This window comes from Blattabacterium cuenoti, from assembly GCF_014251635.1.
GTDB classification, from domain to species: Bacteria; Bacteroidota; Bacteroidia; order Flavobacteriales; family Blattabacteriaceae; genus Blattabacterium; species Blattabacterium cuenoti_S.
In genome coordinates, this window is record NZ_CP059194.1 from 191,590 (window position 1) to 213,511 (window position 21,922).

The 21,922-nt window shown below is 27.2% G+C and carries 21 protein-coding genes; 8 read left to right on the plus strand and 13 right to left on the minus strand.

The window, feature by feature from the left end:
* Positions 1–48: 48 nt before the first annotated feature.
* On the plus strand, positions 49–477 hold the full coding sequence (ruvX, locus tag H0H64_RS00885) for a Holliday junction resolvase RuvX (RefSeq protein WP_185857472.1): 429 nt from the start codon (positions 49–51) through the stop codon (positions 475–477).
* Positions 474–992 (plus strand): peptide deformylase, encoded by a 519-nt coding sequence (def, locus tag H0H64_RS00890; RefSeq protein WP_185857473.1) that lies wholly within the window; start codon positions 474–476, stop codon positions 990–992. The genes ruvX and def overlap by 4 nt, the downstream gene beginning before the upstream one ends.
* 7 nt (positions 993–999) lie before the next feature.
* Here def and rplT read toward each other — a convergent pair whose 3' ends face one another.
* From rplT to H0H64_RS00945, 11 genes are all read right to left on the minus strand, one after another.
* The gene (gene rplT / locus H0H64_RS00895) at positions 1,000–1,350 is read right to left on the minus strand and encodes a 50S ribosomal protein L20 (RefSeq protein ID WP_185857474.1); all 351 of its coding nucleotides are present in this window, start codon (positions 1,348–1,350) and stop codon (positions 1,000–1,002) included.
* Positions 1,351–1,356: 6 nt separating this feature from the next.
* On the minus strand, positions 1,357–1,551 hold the full coding sequence (rpmI, locus tag H0H64_RS00900; RefSeq protein WP_185857475.1) for a 50S ribosomal protein L35: 195 nt from the start codon (positions 1,549–1,551) through the stop codon (positions 1,357–1,359).
* A gap of 17 nt (positions 1,552–1,568) precedes the next feature.
* Entirely contained in the window at positions 1,569–2,105 is a 537-nt protein-coding gene (gene infC, locus H0H64_RS00905) for a translation initiation factor IF-3 (protein WP_185857476.1), read from the minus strand.
* Positions 2,106–2,145: 40 nt separating this feature from the next.
* Positions 2,146–3,420, minus strand: a complete 1,275-nt coding sequence (gene thrS, locus H0H64_RS00910; protein WP_185857477.1) for a threonine--tRNA ligase — start codon at positions 3,418–3,420, stop codon at positions 2,146–2,148.
* A gap of 28 nt (positions 3,421–3,448) precedes the next feature.
* Entirely contained in the window at positions 3,449–4,195 is a 747-nt protein-coding gene (locus tag H0H64_RS00915) for an MIP/aquaporin family protein (protein ID WP_185857478.1), read from the minus strand.
* Positions 4,196–4,200: 5 nt separating this feature from the next.
* Positions 4,201–5,703 carry a glycerol kinase GlpK gene (gene glpK / locus H0H64_RS00920; protein WP_185857479.1) on the minus strand — a complete coding sequence of 501 codons (1,503 nt, stop codon included), beginning with the start codon at positions 5,701–5,703 and terminating at the stop codon, positions 4,201–4,203.
* A 28-nt stretch (positions 5,704–5,731) separates the two neighbouring features.
* Complete coding sequence (locus H0H64_RS00925; RefSeq protein WP_185857480.1) at positions 5,732–7,336, minus strand: glycerol-3-phosphate dehydrogenase/oxidase; 1,605 nt, start codon at positions 7,334–7,336, stop codon at positions 5,732–5,734.
* A gap of 116 nt (positions 7,337–7,452) precedes the next feature.
* Positions 7,453–8,802, minus strand: coding sequence for a signal recognition particle protein (ffh, locus tag H0H64_RS00930; protein ID WP_185857481.1), 1,350 nt, complete (start codon positions 8,800–8,802; stop codon positions 7,453–7,455).
* 16 nt (positions 8,803–8,818) lie between these two features.
* Positions 8,819–10,570 carry an arginine--tRNA ligase gene (gene argS, locus H0H64_RS00935; RefSeq protein ID WP_185857598.1) on the minus strand — a complete coding sequence of 584 codons (1,752 nt, stop codon included), beginning with the start codon at positions 10,568–10,570 and terminating at the stop codon, positions 8,819–8,821.
* Positions 10,571–10,590: 20 nt separating this feature from the next.
* Entirely contained in the window at positions 10,591–11,652 is a 1,062-nt protein-coding gene (locus H0H64_RS00940; RefSeq protein WP_185857482.1) for a branched-chain amino acid aminotransferase, read from the minus strand.
* Positions 11,653–11,741: 89 nt separating this feature from the next.
* Complete coding sequence (locus H0H64_RS00945) at positions 11,742–14,201, minus strand: alpha-ketoacid dehydrogenase subunit alpha/beta (RefSeq protein WP_185857483.1); 2,460 nt, start codon at positions 14,199–14,201, stop codon at positions 11,742–11,744.
* A gap of 92 nt (positions 14,202–14,293) precedes the next feature.
* Between H0H64_RS00945 and ndk the strand changes: the two genes are divergently transcribed.
* From ndk to H0H64_RS00960, 3 genes are all read left to right on the plus strand, one after another.
* The gene (gene ndk, locus H0H64_RS00950; RefSeq protein WP_202983776.1) at positions 14,294–14,743 is read left to right on the plus strand and encodes a nucleoside-diphosphate kinase; all 450 of its coding nucleotides are present in this window, start codon (positions 14,294–14,296) and stop codon (positions 14,741–14,743) included.
* Between the two features lie 24 nt (positions 14,744–14,767).
* Positions 14,768–15,373 carry a LemA family protein gene (locus tag H0H64_RS00955; RefSeq protein ID WP_185857484.1) on the plus strand — a complete coding sequence of 202 codons (606 nt, stop codon included), beginning with the start codon at positions 14,768–14,770 and terminating at the stop codon, positions 15,371–15,373.
* Positions 15,374–15,443: 70 nt separating this feature from the next.
* Positions 15,444–16,190 carry a TPM domain-containing protein gene (locus tag H0H64_RS00960; RefSeq protein WP_185857485.1) on the plus strand — a complete coding sequence of 249 codons (747 nt, stop codon included), beginning with the start codon at positions 15,444–15,446 and terminating at the stop codon, positions 16,188–16,190.
* 2 nt (positions 16,191–16,192) lie between these two features.
* Here the strand turns inward: H0H64_RS00960 and H0H64_RS00965 are convergent, their stop codons facing one another.
* A complete protein-coding gene (locus tag H0H64_RS00965) occupies positions 16,193–18,841 on the minus strand; it encodes a valine--tRNA ligase (RefSeq protein WP_185857486.1) in 2,649 nt (882 codons plus the stop codon).
* Positions 18,842–18,874: 33 nt separating this feature from the next.
* On the opposite strand from H0H64_RS00965, the gene H0H64_RS00970 reads away from it, so the two are divergent.
* The gene (locus H0H64_RS00970) at positions 18,875–19,372 is read left to right on the plus strand and encodes a dihydrofolate reductase (protein ID WP_185857487.1); all 498 of its coding nucleotides are present in this window, start codon (positions 18,875–18,877) and stop codon (positions 19,370–19,372) included.
* A 1-nt stretch (position 19,373) separates the two neighbouring features.
* On the opposite strand, the gene H0H64_RS00975 is transcribed toward H0H64_RS00970, so the two are convergent.
* Complete coding sequence (locus tag H0H64_RS00975; RefSeq protein WP_185857488.1) at positions 19,374–20,018, minus strand: bifunctional nuclease family protein; 645 nt, start codon at positions 20,016–20,018, stop codon at positions 19,374–19,376.
* 170 nt (positions 20,019–20,188) lie between these two features.
* On the opposite strand from H0H64_RS00975, the gene H0H64_RS00980 reads away from it, so the two are divergent.
* Both H0H64_RS00980 and H0H64_RS00985 read left to right on the plus strand, forming a co-directional pair.
* On the plus strand, positions 20,189–20,773 hold the full coding sequence (locus H0H64_RS00980; RefSeq protein WP_185857489.1) for a hypothetical protein: 585 nt from the start codon (positions 20,189–20,191) through the stop codon (positions 20,771–20,773).
* 164 nt (positions 20,774–20,937) lie between these two features.
* On the plus strand, positions 20,938–21,918 hold the full coding sequence (locus tag H0H64_RS00985; protein ID WP_185857490.1) for a pyruvate dehydrogenase complex E1 component subunit beta: 981 nt from the start codon (positions 20,938–20,940) through the stop codon (positions 21,916–21,918).
* The last annotated feature ends 4 nt before the right edge of the window (positions 21,919–21,922 follow it).

The following is a 21,922-nucleotide window of genomic DNA, read 5'->3' on the forward strand; positions in this document are numbered from 1 at the left end:
AAACAAAAGTAGTAAAAATAAAATAAGATAACAAGTAGACATTCGATAATGGCAAAAATATTAGGAATAGATTATGGAAAAATTATTACTGGTTTATCCATAACAGATGAAAAAAAAATATTTGCTTTTGGACTAAATGCTATTCTAACTAAAAATTTAATGAATTTTTTAGAAAATTTTTTATTTTGTGAAAAAATAGAAAAAATTGTTGTAGGATTACCCAAAAAATTAAATAATAAAAAAGAAATTTTAATAGAAACAGAAATTCAGAAATTTTTAAATAAATTTCGCGTAAAATATCCTAAAATCATTATAGAAAGATTAGATGAACGTTTTACATCTAAAATGGCTTTTTATACTATGATAAAATTGGGTTTAAAAAAAAAAAAAAGAAGGAAGAAAACAATTTTAAATCAAATTAGTGCTACTATAATTTTACAGTCTTATCTTGCAAAAAAAAATAATTCATATTCATGATATTACCTATAGTTCTTTATGGAAATCCGATTTTGAGAAAAAAATGTTTGAACATAGATTTTTCTTCTTCTAAAAGAAGAAAGGAAATCAGTAAATTGATTCAAGACATGTTTGAAACGATACATAAAGTAAAAGGCATAGGATTGGCAGCACCACAAATTGGAAAGAATATTCGACTTTTTATAGTAGAAACTACTTATTTAAATGGAAGAGATATTAGAAATTATAAAGAAGTTTTTATTAATGCTAAAATATTAAAAATTCATGGAAAAGAATGTAAATTTAATGAAGGATGTCTTAGTATTCCTGGAATTATGGGGAATGTAAAAAGAAAATCTAATGTAATAATTGAATATTATGATCAAAATTGGAAAAAAAAAAAAAGTACCTTAACAGGTATCTGTGCAAGAATAATTTTACATGAATATGATCATATTGAAGGGAAACTTTTCATTGATTATTTATCTTATGATAAAAAGAAAATAATTCAAAAAAAATTGATGAATTTACCATGAAAAAAATTCATTGTGAATAAACCTCATCTACCATTTTTTTGAAAACATTAGGATCATTCATAGATATATATGAAAGAATCTTTCTATTAATTTTAATTTTTTTTTCGGATAATTTACTCATAAATTCAGAATAGGATTTTCCATACTGACGAACACCCGCATTGATCCGTTGAATCCAAAGAGATCTAAAATCTCTTTTTTTTCTTTTTCTTCCTGAGAAAGCATAAACAAAAGACTTTTCTACAGCATTTTTAGCAACTGTATAAACTTTACTTCTGGAACCATAAAAACCTTTAGCTAATTTAAGTATTTTTTTACGTTTTCGTCTCGAGGAAACCGCATTTGTAGATCTAGGCATAATTTTTTAAATTTGTATTTTGATGTTTTTTTGATCTGATTTTTTTAACAAAGTGAATACAGAAAGATTACGTTTTTTTCTTTTAGATTTTTTAGTTAATAGATGATTCTTGAATGCATGTTTTCTTTTTATATATCCATTAGCTGTTGTTTTAAATCTTTTTTTTGATCCTGATTTTGTTTTCAATTTATACTTATACATAACATAACAATATGACGTTAAAATTTTTTTGGAGCTAATATCATATACATTCTCTTTCCTTCCATTACCGGCATTTGCTCTACTTTTCCGAATTCTTCAATTTCTTCTGCAAATTTTAATAATTTGATTTTTCCTTGATCTTTATATACGATAGAACGTCCTTTAAAAAAAACAAATACTTTCACTTTATCTCCACGCATTAAAAATTTTTCTGCACTTTTAATTTTAACTTTTCCATCGTGATCCCCAATTTGGGGCCCAAATCTAATTTCTTTGGTATTTACTTTAATTTGTTTTGCTTTAAATTGTTTCTTTCTTTTTTTTTGTTCGTATAAAAACTTTTTGTAATCCAGTATCTTACACACTGGAGGATTTAATTTAGGATTAATTTCAACTAAATCTAGTTCTCTTTCTCTAGAAAATTGTATAGCTTTTTCTATAGAAAAAATACCATTTTTTATGGAAGAGTCACCGACTAAACGGACTTTTGGAGTCCCAATAATACTTCCATTGATACGATGTACTTCTTTTTTTTTCGGTAATGGTCGGTGCATTCTATTTTTTTTATTACCTCTTGAAAATTTTTTTTTTATATTATAAAAGTTTTATAGTTTTTAAATTTGTTTCATTCAAAATAGATTCTATTCCATTGGAAATAGGAAATATTCCTATATGTCCTAATCTATGACGTCGTAATGACATCATTTCATTTTTTTCCTCTTTATTTCCCAAAATTATCATATAAGGAATTTTATTTTCTTCAGAATACCTAATCTTTTTATTAATTTTCTCGTTTCTATTATCAATAAATACACGAATATTGTAACTCAACATTAAATTTAAAATTTTTTTTGCATAAACCACATATTTCTCACTTATAGGAAGTATCACTGCTTGATGAGGGACCAACCACAATGGAAGATTCCCCTCCGTATGTTCTATCATAATAGCGATAATACGTTCTAATGAACCAAAAGGAGCTCTATGTATCATTACTGGACGACACTTTTCATTATTTTTACCTTTATAATATAAATCAAATCTTTCAGGTAAATTATAATCTATTTGAATCGTTCCTAGTTGCCAATTTCTTCCTAAAGAATCTTTAATAAGAAAATCTAATTTTGGCCCATAAAAAGCGGCATCCCCGTAATTCACAGATGCTTCTATATTTTCTTCTTTTACTACTTGTAATATCGCTTTTTCAGCTTTTTCCCAATTTTTTTCTGATCCTATATAATCATCTATTTTTTTAGGATCTCTAAGAGAGATTCTAACTGTATATGTAAAAAAACCTAGAGAACGGAAAACATAAAAAACCAAATTAATTACTTTCTTAAATTCTTCTAACAATTGATCATAAGTACAAAAAATATGAGCATCATCTTGAGTAAAACATCTAACTCTAGTTAAACCATGAAGTTCTCCACTTTGTTCATAACGATATACTGTTCCAAATTCTGCGAAACGTATAGGAAGATCACGATAGGACCATTCTTGAGAACGATAAATTTCACAATGATGAGGACAATTCATAGGTTTTAAAAGAAACTCTTCTTCTTTCCGAGGTGTATAAATGGGTTTAAAATGATTTTTTCCATATTTGCTCCAATGACCACTTTTAACATACAATTTTTTATGACCAATGTGTGGAGAGATCACCATTTCATATCCTGACTTTTTTTGAACACCAGTTAAAAATTCTTCCAAATTTTTTCTAAGAATTGTTCCTCTAGGTAACCATAAAGGTAATCCAGTTCCCACTCGATCAGAAAAAACAAAAAATTTTAGTTTTTTCCCTATTTTTCTGTGATCTCTATTTTTATTAGAGTCTTTTTTTAAAAGAGGAACTAACTTATCTTTATCCATAAAAAATAAGTTACAAGTTTTTTTATTTTTACAATGACAAAAATAAATATAATGTTGCCGCTATTACACATCCTACTATAGGCCCAAATATTGGGATCAAAGCATAATCCCAATTACTTTTTCCTTTTCCAGGAATAGGAATTATAGAATATATGATTCTTGGTCCTAGGTCACGAGCAGGATTTAGAGCAGCACCTGTAGCCCCTCCTAAAGATAAAACAACACCTAACACTACCAAAGCGGAAGGAAGCGCCCCTAACGATCCCAATCCTATTGGATACTTTCCCTCTTTAAAAAAAAGAGTTCCTTCAGTAGAAAGATATAAAGAAATGAATATAAAAATAAAAGTAGCTAAAACTTCACTTAAAAAATTAGAAAATAAATTTTTTATAGAAGGAATCGTTACAAAAACAGATAATTTTTCTTCTTTTTCTTGAGTTTCAAGAAAATGGTCCTTGTATAAAATCCATACGAATAAAGACCCTAACATAGCTCCAATAAATTGAGAAAAAATATAAAAAGGAACCATGTTCCAACTAAATTTTCCAATTATGGCAAAACTTATAGTAACACATGGATTTAAATGAGCTCCACTATAAGGAGCAGATACTGTTATTCCCATAAAAACAGCTAATGCCCATCCTATAGTAATAGTCAGCCATTCTCCATTTTTACTGTGACCTTTAGTTTTTGACAAAACAACATTTGCACCCACACCATTTCCTAAAAATACTAAAATCATTGTTCCTATAATTTCTGCATATATTTTTGTCATTATATTTATTTTATTTGACTGGACCAAGAACGAGTTGTTTTTATTGCTCTTTTCCAACCTTGAATTCTTTCTAATCTATTATCCATTCCTTTTGGCTCAAAAATTTGTTCTAATTGCCATTTATCTTGAATCTCTTCAAGACTGCTCCAATAATTTACAGCTAATCCCGCTAAATAAGCAGCTCCAGCTGCTGTAAGTTCTGAAATTTTAGATTTTACAACTTTTACATTCAAAATATCAGATTGAAACTGCATTAACAATTGATTTACCGTTGCCCCTCCATCTACACGAAGTTCTTTTATAGAAATACCAGAATCGGCTTCCATAGCTTTCAGTACATCCATATTTTGAAAAGCAATACTTTCTAATGCGGCTCGAACAAGATGAGCAGAAGAAGTTCCTCTTGTTATGCCGACAATAATTCCTCTTGCTTTTTGATCCCAATAAGGAGCACCCAAACCTGAAAAAGCTGGGACCATATACAGGCCTTCCGTATTCTCTACAGAAGAAGCTAATATTTCAGCTTCATTGGAAGATAAAAGGAGTCCTAACCCATCTCTAAGCCATTGAACGACAGCACCTGCGATAAAAACACTTCCTTCCAATGCATATTGAACTTGATTTTTTATTTTCCAAGCTACAGTAGTAATTAAATTATTTTGTGAAAAAACCGGATTATCTCCTACATTCATTAACATAAAACATCCTGTTCCATAAGTATTTTTTACCATACCAATTTTAGTACACATTTGCCCAAAAAGAGCAGCTTGTTGATCTCCAGCAATACCAGATATAGGGATTTTATGTGATAAAATATGTCCTGTTGTATAACCAAAAATTTCACTAGATGATTTTACTTCTGGTAGCATGGTAATTGGAATGTTAAATAAATTTATCAACTCTTGATCCCAACTAAGTGTGTGAATATTAAATAACATAGTACGAGAAGCATTAGTCACATCTGTGACGTGAATTTCTTTACCGGTTAAATTCCATATTAACCATGAATCTATCGTCCCAAATGCTAAGGATCCAGAATGAGCTTTTTTCTTAGCTCCAGGAACATTTTCTAATATCCATCTAATTTTTGTAGCTGAAAAATAAGGATCGATAATTAAACCTGTTTTTTTTCGAATCATTTCGGTTAGTCCTTCTTTTTTAAGAAGATCACAATATTTAAATGTACGTCTATCTTGCCATACTATCGCATTAAAAATAGGTTCTCCCGTTTTTTTATCCCACACAACAGTGGTTTCTCTTTGATTGGTAATTCCTATTGATACAATATTTTCTCCTTCTAAATTAGCCTTTAAAATAGCCTCTAAAGCTACTGAAGCTTGCGTCGACCATATCTCTTCTGCATTGTGTTCTACCCATCCAGGATGAGGATAAATTTGTGTAAACTCTCGTTGAGCTACAGAAATAATATTTCCAATTTTATCAAAAATAATAGCTCTCGAACTGGTCGTTCCCTGATCTAATGATAGCACATATTTTTTCATAAACATATAATAACTTTTCTACTATCAAATACTATCAAACTGATGGATAATAGTATTGCATAGCTAACTTTTTGAAAGCAGCTACTTGTGATTTTTCCCACTTTTCATCTCTAGAAAGTTCTTTAGCCATTAATGTAGCGACTCTGGGTGCTATATCTATTGCTTTTTTAGCATTTAAAAATAATAAACGGAACCTTCTTGCCAAAACGTCTTCAATTGTTCTCGCCATTTCATACCGAACCATCCAAACTACTTCGGCTTCGGTATAATAATAAGAGGAAGAATCTTTTGAAATTAAGGAAACTCCCAACAATGGATTTTTATCAATTAATTTTTTTATATGATATTCATCTTCTCCATATCTATTCCAATGATAATTCTGACTTTTATATGAAGAATAGGATCCATAAATTTTAAGATTCTTTGTAACAGAAGGCATTTTTTTTAATTTTCCTATTTCAATAGCTTTATTTACAGTATCTTCCGCCATTTTTCTATATGTAGTCCATTTTCCACCTATAACACTAATTAATCCAGAAGAACTAATCATAAGTTTATGAGATCTAGAAATATCTTTAGTTTTAGTAGAACAAGAATTATTATTAGGAACAAAAAGAGGACGTAATCCAGAAAATGCACTTAATATATCACTTTTTTTTGTATGAAGTACAAAATATCTATTAAAAGTTTGTAATATAAAATCGATCTCTTCTTCTAAAGGTTTCGGTTCAAGAACGCTTTTTTCCAAAAAAGTATCTGTAGTTCCAACTAAAACATGATCATACCATGGAACGCAAAATAAGACTCTTCCATCCGGAGTTTTTGGAATAACTATAGCGTTTGAACTACTGAAAAAAGATTTATCTAATACAATATGTGTTCCTTGACTTGGTTTTATGAAAATAGGGCATGTAGATTCATCCATTCTTGAAATAGAATCAGAAAAAACTCCAGTAGCGTTTATAACCATTTTTGAATAAATAGAATATTTTTTTTTAGTTTCAAGATCACAAGCTACAACTCCAGAAATTTTATTCCCAACTTTTTTAAGTAAACTTTTAACTTGAAAATAATTCAATAATATTCCGCCTTTTTGAACACATGTCTGAGCTAAATTTATAGCTAAACGCGCATCATCAAACTGTCCATCATAATATAAAATCCCTCCTTTTAACTCTTTGCTCCTAATTTCTGGAAAATTTTTAACTATTTCGTTTTTTGATAAAAATTTGGATTTACCAAAACTTAAAGAACCAGATAACCATTCATACAATTTTAAACCAGTCCAATACATAATGCCCATTTTCCAATTAAATACTGGAATAATAAATTTTTGTTTTTTAACTAAATGAGGTGCGTTTTTTAATAAAAAACCTCTCTCCTGCAATGCTTCATAAACTAACCTTATGTTTCCTTGAGCTAAATATCGGATTCCTCCATGAACTAATTTCGTACTACGACTAGAAGTTGCTTTAGAAAAATCAGACTGTTCTAATAAAAGAGTTTTATATCCTCTGGAGGAAGAATCTAAAGCGATGCCTAATCCTGTGGCACCTCCTCCAACAATAATAACATCCCAAATATTTACATTTTCTAAAATCTTCAAAAATCTATCTCTATTTAAAAAATCTTTCATCATTTTTCACTTTTCACTCATATCAAATTCCAAACGGAATATCCATCCTATTGGGATTTTTAAAATATTAAATGAACAAAATTAAAAATATTTTCAATAAAAGAAAATTATAATTAAAATTATACATTATTTTCTTTGTTAATCATTTGATATATAAAATCCTTTACAATTTTTTTTCCTGAATGAGCATGAATTTTCTTCATGATTTTATTCATATCATGAAATTGTTTGATAAAAAGATCTATATGACTTAATGTAATCCCAGATCCTTTAGATATTCTCTTTTTTCTTTTTATATCAGTAAGAATTTTAGGATGATTTCTTTCATAAGGAGTCATAGAATAAATAATAGTTTCTATTTTTTTTAAAGAATCTTTTTGATTTCCATAAAAAGAAAAATACCTATCAATTCCAGGAATCATTGAAATAATATTTTTTATATTTCCTATTTTTTTAAATTGTTGAATTTGCTCTAATAAGTCATTAAAATCAAAACGATTTTTTGAAATTTTTTGATAAATTTTTTGAGTTCTTTTTTCATCAAATTGTTCTTGTACTTTTTCAACCAAAGAAACTATATCACCCATACCCAATATTCTGTTAGCTATTCTGTCTGGATGAAAAATTTCTAAATCCTCTATCTTTTCTCCATTACTAATAAATTTTATAGGTTTTTTCACTATACTAGACATGGTTATAGCAACACCACCTCTACTGTCTCCGTCTAATTTCGTTATGACAACCCCATCAAAATTCAATACTTTTGAAAAAGATTGAGCCGTATTTATAGCATCTTGTCCTGTCATGGCATCAACAACAAATAAAACCTCGTCTGGTTGAGAACATTGATTTATTTCTTGAATTTCCTTCATCATGATTTCATCTACACCTAATCTACCAGCTGTATCAATAATAATTACATTTCTATTTTTTTTAGAAGCATAAAAAATAGATTGATTTACAATTTCTATAACATTTTTACTTTCTTTTAAAGAAAAAACAGGAATATCGGCTTTATCCGCAATCAATTTCAATTGATTTATAGCTGCGGGACGATGAATATCTGCAGCAACGAGCAAAGGATATTTATTTTTTTTTCTTAAAAAAAAAGCAAGTTTAGAGGAAAAAGAAGTTTTTCCACTTCCCTGTAATCCACAAATTAAGATAATAGCAGGATCATTAGAAAGATTGATTTCTATACTTTTTTTTCCCATAAGAGAAACTAATTCATCATATACTATTTTTGTAATTAATTGTTTTGGATTTAAAGAAGTTAGTACTTTTTTTCCAATAGATTTTTCTTGAACTCTTTGAATAAAACTTTTAACTATCTTATAATTAACGTCTGCATCAACAAGTGCTCGTCCAATTTCTTTTAAAGAAGATGCTATATTAATTTCTGTAATTGTATTGTGTCCCTTCAAAATATGAAGAGCTTTAGAGAGTTTATTTTGTAAATGTTCAAACATAAGTATATATTCTTTATTACATACGATCAAGCATTTTAATGCCCAATAAATTCATTCCAGATTTTAAAACATTTCCTGTTACATGAATAATATTCATGCGAACATTACTATGAATTACGTTTAAAGGATCTATTAATTTTTTATTTTGATAAAGGTTATTAAAAGTTTTAGATACTTCATATACATAATTCGCTATTAAAGAAGGATTTAAATGTATTGCGGATTTTTTTAATATTAATGGATATTTTTGAAGAATTTTGATCATGTTTCTTTCATATACATCAAATTTTATATTTGACCAATAATAATTAAGTAATGAACATAATTTGAAAAAATTTCGTTCCAAAGAACGGATTCTAGAATAAGTGTATTGAATATATGTCCCTGTTTTGCCTTTAAAATCTATAGATTTTTCAGGATGGAAAATTATTTTTTTTCTTGGATCTATTTTAAGAAAATAATATTTCAAAGCTCCTAATCCTATTATTTCAGCAGATTTTTCATGTACTTTTATAAATTTTTTTAAAAAATTTTTTTTTGCAATAGAATACATTTCTAAAATAATACTATCAGCATCTATAACATTTCCTTCTCTAGATTTCATTCTCCCACTTGGTAAATATACCATTTCATAAGATAAATGTAATAACTTATTTACCCATATATATCCTAAACGTTTTAACACCTTAAAAAGAACTTGAAAATGATAATCTTGTTCTTTTCCTACGATGTATATGATTTGGTCTATATCATATTTTTTAAAACGTTCAACAGCTGTTCCAATATCCTGAGTTATGTATACGGAAGTTTGATCAGATCGTAATAAAAGTTTTTGATCAAAACCTTCTTTGATTAAATCAATCCAAATGGATCCATCTTTTTTTTGAAAAAAAACTCCTTTTTCAAGGCCTTTTTTTACAATTTCTTTTCCAATTTCATAAATATTACTTTCATATTCTATTTTATCAAAAACAATCCCCAATTTTTTATAAGTTTCTTCAAATCCATTATAAACCCATTGATTCATTTTTTTCCAAGTCTTTAGAATAATAGGGTCTCCTGATTCCCATTTTTTTAATAATTCTCTAGCTTGATTCATAATTGAATGTTGAATAGGTGTATAATTTTTTTTAGATAATTCTTGAGTCTCTTTACGATATATTTTATCAAATAAACTATAATATTTTCCTACAAAATGATCTCCTTTTATTTTTACACTATCAGGAGTTTCTCCTTTTCCAAATTTTTTCCAAGCTATCATAGATTTGCATATATGTATTCCTCTATCATTAATAATTTGAATTTTTATTATTTCATGTCCGACCATTTTTAATATTTCAGCGATAGATGCTCCAATCAAACTATTTCTAATATGACCTAAATGAAGCGGTTTATTAGTATTAGGAGAAGAATATTCTATCATGATTTTTTTTGAAGTATATTTAAAATCATAAAAATTTGTATTTAACATTTCTTTAAGAAGATAAATATAATAATCATTTTCGAAAATAAAGTTTAAAAAACCTTTAATAATAGAAACCCGAATCAACCCTTTTAACTGATTTATCACATAATTTCCTATATCTTTCCCAATTTTTTCTACGGGCTTTTTTAATTTTTTGGATAAAGGAAATAAAATCAAAGTAATATCCCCTGTATATTCTTTTTTAGTATATTGAAAATCCAATTCAGGACAAGATTTTAATTTATATAAAACAAATATAGATTCTCTGACTATTTTTTCTATAGACTGAAAATGATCATTCATAGATGACATAGAATGATTTTTTACAAATATCTTTTTAATCGAACTCTCCATCCGAAAGGATCTTTTGACAGATTATGTTGTATATCTAATAATCTTTTCTTTAAATGAAGAGATATTCTTTTTTTTTCTGAAAAATCAGGTAAATAAAAATCATTTTCTTTATAGCTAATCATTTTGAAATAATTTATAACGGCTGCAGTTCCACAGCCAAAAGCTTCTTTCAATTCACCAGTTTTTAATCCTTCTATAATTTCTGATACGCTTAAATTTCGTTCTTCTACTAAAAAACCTTCTTTTTCCGCTAAAGAAAGAATACTTTTACAGGTAATTCCATTTAATATATTGTCATTGGCTTTTGGAGTTATAAGTTTATTTTTTAAATAAAAAAAAACATTCATAGTGCCGGATTCTTCTATCATTGTATGAGTAGAAGAATCCGTCCACAGTATTTGATCAAATCCTTTTTCATTAGCTAATCTAGTTGGATAAAAAGAAGAAGCATAATTACCAGCAGCTTTAGTAAAACCAACACCTCCTGATGCAGAACGGCTATATTTTTCTTCTATTTTAATTTTTAAAGGATATTTATAATAAGTATCTGCAGGAGTAGATATAATCATAAACATATAATCTTTAGAAGGCTTAGCTGACAAAACTCCATTGGTAGCAATTAAAAAAGGACGAATATATAAAGATTGTCCATAATTTTTTGGAATCCAATCCCTGTCTATATCTATTAATTTTTTTAATCCATTCATAAAAATATTTTCAGGTATAGTCGGCATTTCCAAACGAGCAGCGGATCTATTTATTCTTTTAAAGTTTTCTTCCGGACGAAATAAGAAAACTTCTTCGTTTTTATCTTTGTAAGCTTTCATGCCTTCAAAAACAGCTTGCCCATAATGAAAAACAAGAGATATAGGAGAAAACATTATTTTTCCAAAAGGCTTAATAATAGAATTTTTCCATTTTCCATTTTTAAATTCAGTACAAAACATATGATCCGAATACTGATTTCCAAAAACAATATTATTGAAATCCATTTTTTCAATCCTAGAATGTAAGGTTTTTTCTATTTTCATAAAATTAAAAAACATTAGTAAAACAAATATAATAATAAACAAATATTATATTTCAAAAAAAATTATTATGCAATAAAAGACTGAATTTTCTAACTATCATGCATCATTTTTAACACTGTTTCTACTATATTTTCAACAGAAGGTTTTGAAAAATAATCCCCATCTGATCCATAAGGAGGACGATGTTCTTGAGCTGTAATCGTAACAGGTGGGCTATCTAAATAATAATATCCATTTTGTTCTTCTAATATCTTCTGTAAAATATAAGCAGAAGCCCCTCCTGGAACATCTTCATCTATAATCAATAACCTATTGGTTTTTTGTAAACTTTTAACAATGTCTTCTTGTAAATCAAAGGGTAATAAAGACTGAACATCAATTATTTCAGAATCTATATTCATTTTATATAATTCTTCTGACGCTTCATTTACAATTCTCCATGTAGATCCATAAGTAACCATAGTGAGATCTTTTCCTTTTCTTGTTCTTTCCACTATTCCAATAGGCGTTCTGAATAAACCTAAATTTTTAGGTAATTTTTCTTTGATTCTATATCCATTAAGACATTCAACAACCAAAGCAGGATCATCTCCAGATAATAAAGTGTTATAAAACCCAGCCGCTTTTACCATATTTCTTGGAACAAGAACCAAAATCCCTCTCAAATAATTAATAATACCACCCATTGGAGAACCAGAATGCCATATTCCTTCTAAACGATGGCCTCTAGTTCTAATAATAACAGGAGCTTTTTGCCCTCCTTTTGTTCTATATTGCAAACAAGCTAAGTCATCACTCATGATTTGTAAAGCATATAGGATGTAATCTATATATTGAATTTCAACTATAGGACGAAGCCCTCGCATCGCAAGTCCGATTCCTTGACCAAGAATAGTAGATTCACGTATTCCTGTATCGAAAACACGAATTTTTCCATATTTTTTTTGCAAGCCTTCTAATCCTTGGTTAACATCTCCTATTTTTCCTACATCTTCTCCAAAAATTAAAAGATCAGAATGTAATTCCAATAATTTATCAAAATTTTCTCTTAATACAATCCTTCCATCTACTTCATAATTATTCTCATTATTGTATACAGGAAAGACTTCTGTTATTTTTACGGAAGCTTTTTCGGAAATACTATATAAATGTGAAGAATAGTTTTCTTGTTCTACAAGGTATTTTTTTTTAATCCATTCTGTTAGACAGTCCTTTGCATCAGATTTAATTTCTGATAAAAGATATAATACTTTTCTAGAAATGCGAAATATTGATTTTTTTGTAAGATAATTTTTTGTTACATCCTGTAATTCTTTAATATATTTTTTCACATATTTGTGAATCCATTTTTTTTCCGTATAAGTATCTTCTATTTTATATAAAAGACTTAAAACTTCATTCTTAATTTTAAGAATAGGTTTTTGAAATGCTTCCCAAGCTTTTTCTTTCTCATTTTTAACATATTCTTTAGCTTCTATATCTATTTGATCTAAATCTCTAACATTTGCTACTTTACGATAATTTTCTTGATTTATTTCAAACCTAAAATTTAGAATCCAATCTCTAAATTTTTTGATTCCGTCATTATTTATTTCCCATTCTAAACGTTCTTTTGATTTGTACCTTTCGTGTGAAGAAGAAGTAGAATGTCCTTGAGGTTGGGTTAAATTTGTAACATGTATAATTACAGGGACATGTTCATTACGAGCAATTTTATCTGCTTTAATATATGTTTTTGTAAGATCTATGTAATTATATCCATTTACACGCATAATTTCTATTCCTTTTTCTTTTCTATTTCTATGAAATCCAGATAAAAGATCACTAATATTTTGTTTTGAAAATTGATATTTATTAGGAACAGATATTCCATATTCATCATCCCAAATAGAAAGTATAATAGGAATCTGCAATACTGAAGCCGCATTCAATGTTTCCCAAAATAATCCTTCAGAAATACTAGCATTCCCGATAGTTCCAAATGCAACTTCATTTCCATTATGAGAAAACATTTTATGTGTTTTTTTTAAATTTTTTAATTTTTTATAAATTTTAGAAGCTTGAGCCAATCCTAATAATCTAGGCATTTGAGCCGCAGTAGAAGAAATGTCCGCACTAGAATTTTTTTGTTTAATAAGATTTTTCCAATTTCCAGATTCATTTAAAAAACGTGTTCCAAAATGAGACGTCATCATTCTACCAGACGAAACTGGTTCTGCTTCCAAATCTGAATGTGCGTATAATTGAGAAAAAAAACTTTTTACAGTTAAAACTCCAATAGCCATCATAAATGTTTGATCCCGATAATATCCCGATCGATAATCTCCATTTTTAAAAACTTTTGCCATAGTTAATTGAGGAATTTCTTTCCCATCTCCAAATATCCCGAATTTAGCTCTTCCATTTAAAACTTCTTTACGTCCTAAAATGCTAGTTTCACGACTAATTCGTGCTAATTTGTAATCATTTAAAACCATTTCTTTAAATGAATCAAAATCAAAAGACCCCCCCTCATCATCATTAGATATTTTATTATTCTTATAATTCATAAAATTGTCATTTTTTATTGTGAAAATATAGGAATTTTCATTTATGAATTTCTTTATTTAATTTTAAATATTTTTCAATAGAAATAGAAATTATGATTCATCATATGTATGGAAAAATCACTCTTTCTATTATAAAGCCAGATGCAGTACAAAAAGGACATCTTATCCCTATTTTATCTCAAATAGTTCATGCTGGATTTCATATTATAGCGTTAAAAATGACGAAAATTTCACAAAAATCAGCTACAAAATTTTATGCAGAACATCAGAAAAAGTTGTTTTTCAAATCTTTAGTAAAGTTTATGTCTTCTGGGCCAATAGTCTCTGTTATATTAGAAAAAAAAAATGCCGTGAAAGATTTTAGAATTTTAATAGGAGACACGAATCCAGTGTACGCAAAAAAAGGAACTATACGAAATTTATATGCTACCTCTTTAGAAAAAAACGCAATACATGGATCTGATAGTAATCAAAATGCATTTAAAGAATGTTTGTTTTATTTTTCTAGTAGAGAAATTTTTTATAAAAAAATTTGTAATTAATAAATATTTTTAATCGGTATAAATATGAAAAAAAGTTTTCTAATAGCTATTTTTTCCATTTTTATTTTAATATCCATAACTGCATTATGGATAACTAATACATACAATCACTTAGTGAAACTTAACGAAAATATTAAAACACAATGGGGACAAGTCGAAAATGTTTATCAACGTAGAACGGACTTAATTCCAAATTTGGTAAATACAGTAAAAGGATCTGCAAATTTTGAAAAAAATACATTAAATAAAATTATAGAAGCTAGAGCAAAAGCTACTTCTGTTTCTATAAATAGAAATGATTTGAATCAAAATCAAATAAATAAATTTCAACAAGTACAAGATCAATTAAATAATTCTGTCAATAGATTTCTCTTGATTGTGGAAAATTATCCTAATCTTAAGTCAACGGAAAATTTTTATGAATTACAAAATCAATTAGAAGGAACAGAAAACAGGATTAATGTAGAAAGAAATCGTTTCAATAATAAAGTAAATAGTTTCAATATTTATAGAAATCAATTTCCAAAAATTATAATTGCGAACTTTTTTTATCAATTTAAAGAAAAAGGATATTTCCAATCTCAAATAGGATCCAAAAAGTCTCCAATTATAGATTTTTCTTCTAATTAGATTTTCATTTTTTTTCATGAAAAAATAAAATATATGGGATTAAAAAAGGGGCAATTTAAATTAAAAAAATATGAAAAAAATTATTCAATATATTTTAATTATTTTAATTTATTTTTGTTCAAATTTAATAAAAGGACAATTTTATGTTCCTGAAGCTCCAAAAAAAATATATCCTGTACAGGATTATGCTGGAGTTCTGTCCAAAAAGAAAATAGAAAGATTAAATCAAAAACTTATTTCATATTCGAAAATTACATCTACTGAGATTTTAGTTTTAATAATTCAGGATCTTCATGGAGAAGATCCAAATTTATTAGCTTCTCAATGGGGAGAAAAATGGAGAATTGGAAAGCTTCATAAAAATAATGGGATAATTATATTATTATCTATTCGTGATAGGAAAATATCTATTCAAAATGGATACGGGATCGAACCTTATATTACCGATTTTTTAACTATAAAGATTCTCAAAACAATAAAACCTCTATTGAAAAATAATTTTTATTATCAAGCTATAGATCACAGTACTCAGGAAATATTTAAAATATTAAAAAATAAATATAAATATCAAAAAAAACAGAATCATCAAATTTTTTATACATGGAATTTATTAACTAAAATTAGTATTTTTTTGATTCTATTTTTTTTATTTTTTTTGAAAAAAAAAACAGATACTTCATTATTAAATACGTTATTTATAACAAATTTTTTATTCAGAAATCGAAATCATTCTCATGACCATGATGATGATGATAATTTTGATGGATTTGGAGGGGGAGGAAATTTTGGAGGAGGAGGTGGCAGCAGTAATTGGTAATTTTATCTATTTTTTTTTAAAAATTTTAAATATACCTTAAGTTTATCAATTTTATTTAATGTGTCATTTTCTTTTTTTCTTTCTTTCAAAAGTAAATTTTTTGGAACAGAAGCCACATATTTATTATTATATAAATTTTTTCGAATCATAGACAATAAATTATAAAAATATTGAATTTTATTTTCTATTTTAACAATGTCCATGTGATTATAAGAACATCTTTTTTGATCTAAAGATAAAAAAAATTGATCTGTATCTAATAAAAAAGAAAAAAATGGAACATTTTTAGGTTCTTTTGATACAGTAACTATTTCAGATAGATTAGCTAATTTTAATATAATAGGATCATATTCTTTTTCTTTTTTTCTTATAGAAAATAAAACAAGTCTTGCTTTATGAGAAATATGATTCTGATTTCTAATATTTCGTATTTTGGATATGATTTCGGTAGCTCTTTCAAAAGAGACTAAAATATCATAATCATAAAATTTTTTTTCAGGCCAAGAAGAAATTATTAGAGCCTCTTTTGGCTCTCTTATCTTAATAAGATTCCAAATTTCTTCTGATATAAAAGGCATATATGGATGCAATAATTTCAATATATTTTCAAAAAATTTAACAACATTTGAGTACACCATCTCTGCTACACATTTACTCCCATAAATAGGTTTGATTATTTCAAGAAAAATCGAACAAAAATCGTACCAAACAAACTTATACAAAATCATTAATGATTCATCTAATCTATATTCTTGGAAAGATTTTTCAAAAATATCCAAAACATAATAAAAACGATTTTTTAACCATTTAATAGCAAGTAAAGAATAATCAGGAGCATATTGATTTTTTGTCACTTTCCAACTCTGAATTAAACGAAAAGCATTCCATATTTTATTAGAAAAATTTTTTCCTTGTAAACATATTTTTTCTTCAAAATGAAAATCTTTTCCTACACTATTTTTGAGCATCAGGACCATACGAACAGCATCCGCTCCGTATTTATTTATTAAATCTATAGGATTCGGAGAATTATTTAATGACTTTGATATTTTATTATTTTCATAATCTCTAACAATTCCAGTGAAATAAACCCTTTTAAAGGGTTTATGATTTTTTAATAAAAAACCAGAAATAATCATACGTGCAACCCAAAAAAATAATATATCTGAACCTGTCACTATCTCTTCAGTAGGATAATAATAAATAATTTCATGATTATCAGGATGATAAATTCCATCAAAGACAGATAAAGGCAATAACCAAGAAGAAAACCAAGTATCTAAAACATCCGGATCTTGCCATATTTCATTATAACTTAAATATGGATTTTTACTTTTATGTCTTGCTTTTTCTAATGCTTGATCTAAATTTTCTGCAACTACAAAATCATTAATTTTTTTACCATAATAATAAACAGGAATACGATGTCCCCACCATAATTGTCTAGATATATTCCAATCACGAATTTGACTCATCCATTTAAGATAAGTTTTATGAAATTTTTTGGGATAAAATTTAATGTCTCCACTTTTTACAGCTTCAACAGCAGGAATAGATATCTTTTTCATTTTCAAAAACCATTGAAGAGATAATCTTTGTTCAACCACTGATAAAGTTCGTTCCGAAAAACCTACTTTATGATTAATTTTTTCTATAGAATTCAAGAATTCTAACTTATTAAGTTCTTCTATAACTTGTTTTCTTACTTCAAAACGATCTAACCCTTGATAATGAAGGCCCTTTTCATTTAAAGTTGCATTTTTATTAAAAATTTCTATGATCTCTAATTTATGTTTATCTGCTATATTTTTATCATGTATATCATGAGCCGGAGTAATTTTTAAACATCCAGTTCCAAAATTGGGATCTACATATGAATCTTGTATAATTGGAATATATCTATTGACTATTGGAATTTGAGCGTATTTTCCTTTCAAATGATCATAACGGATGTCGTCTGGATGATAACAAATTGCAGTATCACCAAATATAGTTTCAGGACGAGTTGTAGCTACAGTTACATAATTTTCTTCTCCTTTTATTTTATATTTCAAATAATAAAGTTTTCCAATATGTTCTTTATAAAAAACTTCTTCATCAGAAAGAGTAGTTTGAGCTTCAGGATCCCAATTAACGACATGATAACCTCTATATATGTATCCTTTATTATATAAATCTATAAAAACTTTTGTTACAGATTGAGATAATTTTGGACTCATCGTAAATTGAGTGCGATTCCAATCACATGAACATCCAAATTTTTTAAGTTGATCAAAAATAATGTTTTTATGCTTATTCGACCATTTCATTACATGATACAAGAATTTTTCTCTTCCTAATAAAATCTTAGATAATCCTCTTTTTTTTAACTGATGAACAACTTTTGCTTCTGTAGCAATAGAAGCATGATCCACCCCTGGAATCCAACAAACATTATATCCTTTCATTCTAGCATATCTAATTAAAACATCTTGTATCGTATTATTCAGCATATGTCCTATATGAAGGATACCAGTCACATTTGGAGGTGGCATTACTATAGCATAAGGAATTCTCTCATCTGGATAAGATGAAAAATAATTCCCTTTCATCCAATAATGATATCTTTTTTTCTCCACGGATTTGTGATCATATTTAATAGGAATATCCATAAATTTAAAAATATAAAAAAAATTGAAATAATCATGAAAATAGTTCTGATTGCTGCTGTTTCAAAAAATGGATTCATAGGAAAAAACAATCAATTAATGTGGCATTTACCTAATGATTTAAAACGTTTTAAAAATTTAACTACGGGGGAAACAGTTTTGATGGGAAGAAAAACTTTCGAATCTATTGGAAAAATACTTCCGGAAAGAAAAAATATTATACTAACAAGAAATAAAATAAACCTTTTATATTTAAGAAATCAAAAAAATATTAGAATTATTTCTTCTATAAAACAGATAGAATATTTGACATATAAGAAAATATTTATCATAGGGGGAGAAAAGACATATGAATCCATAATTGAAAAAGCGCATACTATAGAATTAACAGTTGTTCATGAAAAATTTCATGGAGACGCTAAATTTCCAAAAATAGACACAAAAAAATGGAAAAAAATATATGAATTTTTTTATGAAAAAGATAAAAATCATTTATTTAACTACAGCTTTATTAGATTTGAAAAGAAAAAATAATTTATTCTCTTCTATCTAATTCTTTTTTTATTCGTGCCGCAAGTTCATAACATTCATTGATTACCGCATGATTTAATAAAGCATTCAAATCTTTTTCTGTCATATTTTCTAAATCCTGTTGACTTTTTTCTTTAAAAAAAAGAAGCCCACTATTTTCCATTTCTGTCTCAGAAACGTCATTTTCTTTGTCAATAGGAAATCCATTTTCAAAATAAATGCCCGCTTTATCAAAAATTTCTCTTGTTGTATAAATAGGGGCTTGAAATCGTACGGCTAAAGCAACTGCATCTGATGTTTTTGAATCTATTTTATATTCTTTTTTCTCTATTTTTTTTCCTTCTTCTTCTACGTAATCCCCTTCCAACAAAATATAAGAAAAAAATATTCCATTTACTAATTTATATATAACTACTGCTTTTAATTTAATATGAAATACTTTCGCAAAAGAAAGAAATAAATCATGAGTAAAAGATCTAGATGCATCTCTTTTTCCTAAAGCGGAAGCAATGGACTGAGCTTGCAAACTCTCTATAATAATGGGAAGTTTTATTCTTCCAGATTCTTCTTCAAGCAATAAAACATATATACCAGATTGTATTTGACTTAAGGATATTCCCCGTATAGCTAATCTAATAAATTGATCCATAGGAATATATAATTATAAATAAATCGAACCATTGTTCCCGTATCCAAATATACTAAATTTGGTAAGGTTGTTTTTATCATTTATTGTTCTGCTAATAATATAATAAAATTCTTAGTTATATGTAATAATTTTTTTTATATATTTAATAATAATATTTAAAAATTTTTATTATGAACACTTCTTTTAGATTTTTGATTACAACAATTTTCATAGCGTTAGGATTTATTATTTCTTGTAATGATGATATAAGAGAAAAAAAATCTAGCGTGAATAATAATACATCTGTCCCTGATCCTCCTTCCACCATAGCTTCAACTTCCTCAGATAATACCAATTCTAATTCTAATAATACTGGAAATCCGGATAATTTCAATATAGATGAGATAGATCCCGATGATTTATATAAAAAAATAAAAGAAGCAAGAGAAAAAATAGAAAAATTAGAAGAAGAAAGTACGAAACATTATGATGAATATTATAAAATGGTAAAAGTTCAAAAAGATATTTTGGAAGAAATTAAAAGAAAAAAAATGATAATGAGATCTAAACCCGTAGGTTCAGAAGAGCAAATACAAGCTCAAAAAGAATTCGAAGATGAAAAAAAATATGGGAAAGAAAAATTAAAAACACTCAAAGATAAAAATATACTTTTGCATAAATTGGCGAGATCAATAACAGAAGCTAGAAATGAAAAAGAAAATTTAGAAAAAAAACAAGAATACTTTTTCAAAAACAAAAACAGAAACTATAAATGAAAAAGAAAATTTAGAAAAAACAAGAATACTTTTTCAAAAACAAAAAGCAAAAATAATAATTAAATTTATTGATTTTGTGAACTGACGGAAAAGAAAGATCATCCTTTCTTTTCCGTTGTTTTTTTATATTTTTAAAAAATTGATACGATTAATTATGTATGATTATGAAAGAAAAAAGTTTTCGTGAAGTTATAGCAGAAGCTATGAGTGAAGAAATGAGAAGAGATGACACTATTTATCTCATGGGAGAAGAAGTTGCTAAATATAATGGGGCTTACAAAGCCTCTAAAGGAATGTTAGAAGAATTCGGTCCAAAAAGAGTTATTGATACACCTATATCGGAATTAGGGTTTTCTGGAATTGGAATCGGCTCTGCTATGAATGGATGTCGACCTATTATAGAGTTCATGACTTTTAATTTTTCTTTAGTTGCTATGGATCAAATTATTAATAATGCAGCAAAAATACGTTATATGAGTGGAGGGCAATGGAATATTCCCATTGTTTTTAGAGGGCCTACTGGTTCTGCTGGACAATTAGGAGCCACACATTCTCAATCTTTTGAAAGTTGGTATGCAAGTTGTCCTGGATTAAAAGTAGTGATTCCGTGTAATCCTTATGATGCAAAAGGTCTTTTAAAGTCTTCTATCAGAGATAACAATCCAGTAATTTTTATGGAATCTGAACAAATGTATGGAGATAAAATGATGATTCCAGATGAAGAATACATTCTTCCTATTGGGCAAGCAGATGTAAAAAAAGAAGGAACTGACATTAGTTTAGTGTCTTTTGGAAAAATTATGAAGATAGCTTTAAATGTGGCATATAAATTAGATAAAGAAAACATTAGTGTAGAGGTGATAGATATTCGTACTATACGTCCATTAGATTATGAATCTATTCTATTTTCAGTACAAAAAACTAACCGTTTAGTAATTTTAGAAGAATCATGGCCTTTTTCATCTATCGCTTCTGAAATTTCATATTTTATACAAAAAAAAGCATTTGATTATCTTGATGCTCCTGTTAATAGAGTTTCTTTATTAGATACACCCGCTCCTTATGCTTCTAATTTAGTAAAAAATTGGTTTCCTAATGAAGAAAAAATAATCAATGCTATAAAAAAAACTCTTTATATCCAATAAAAAT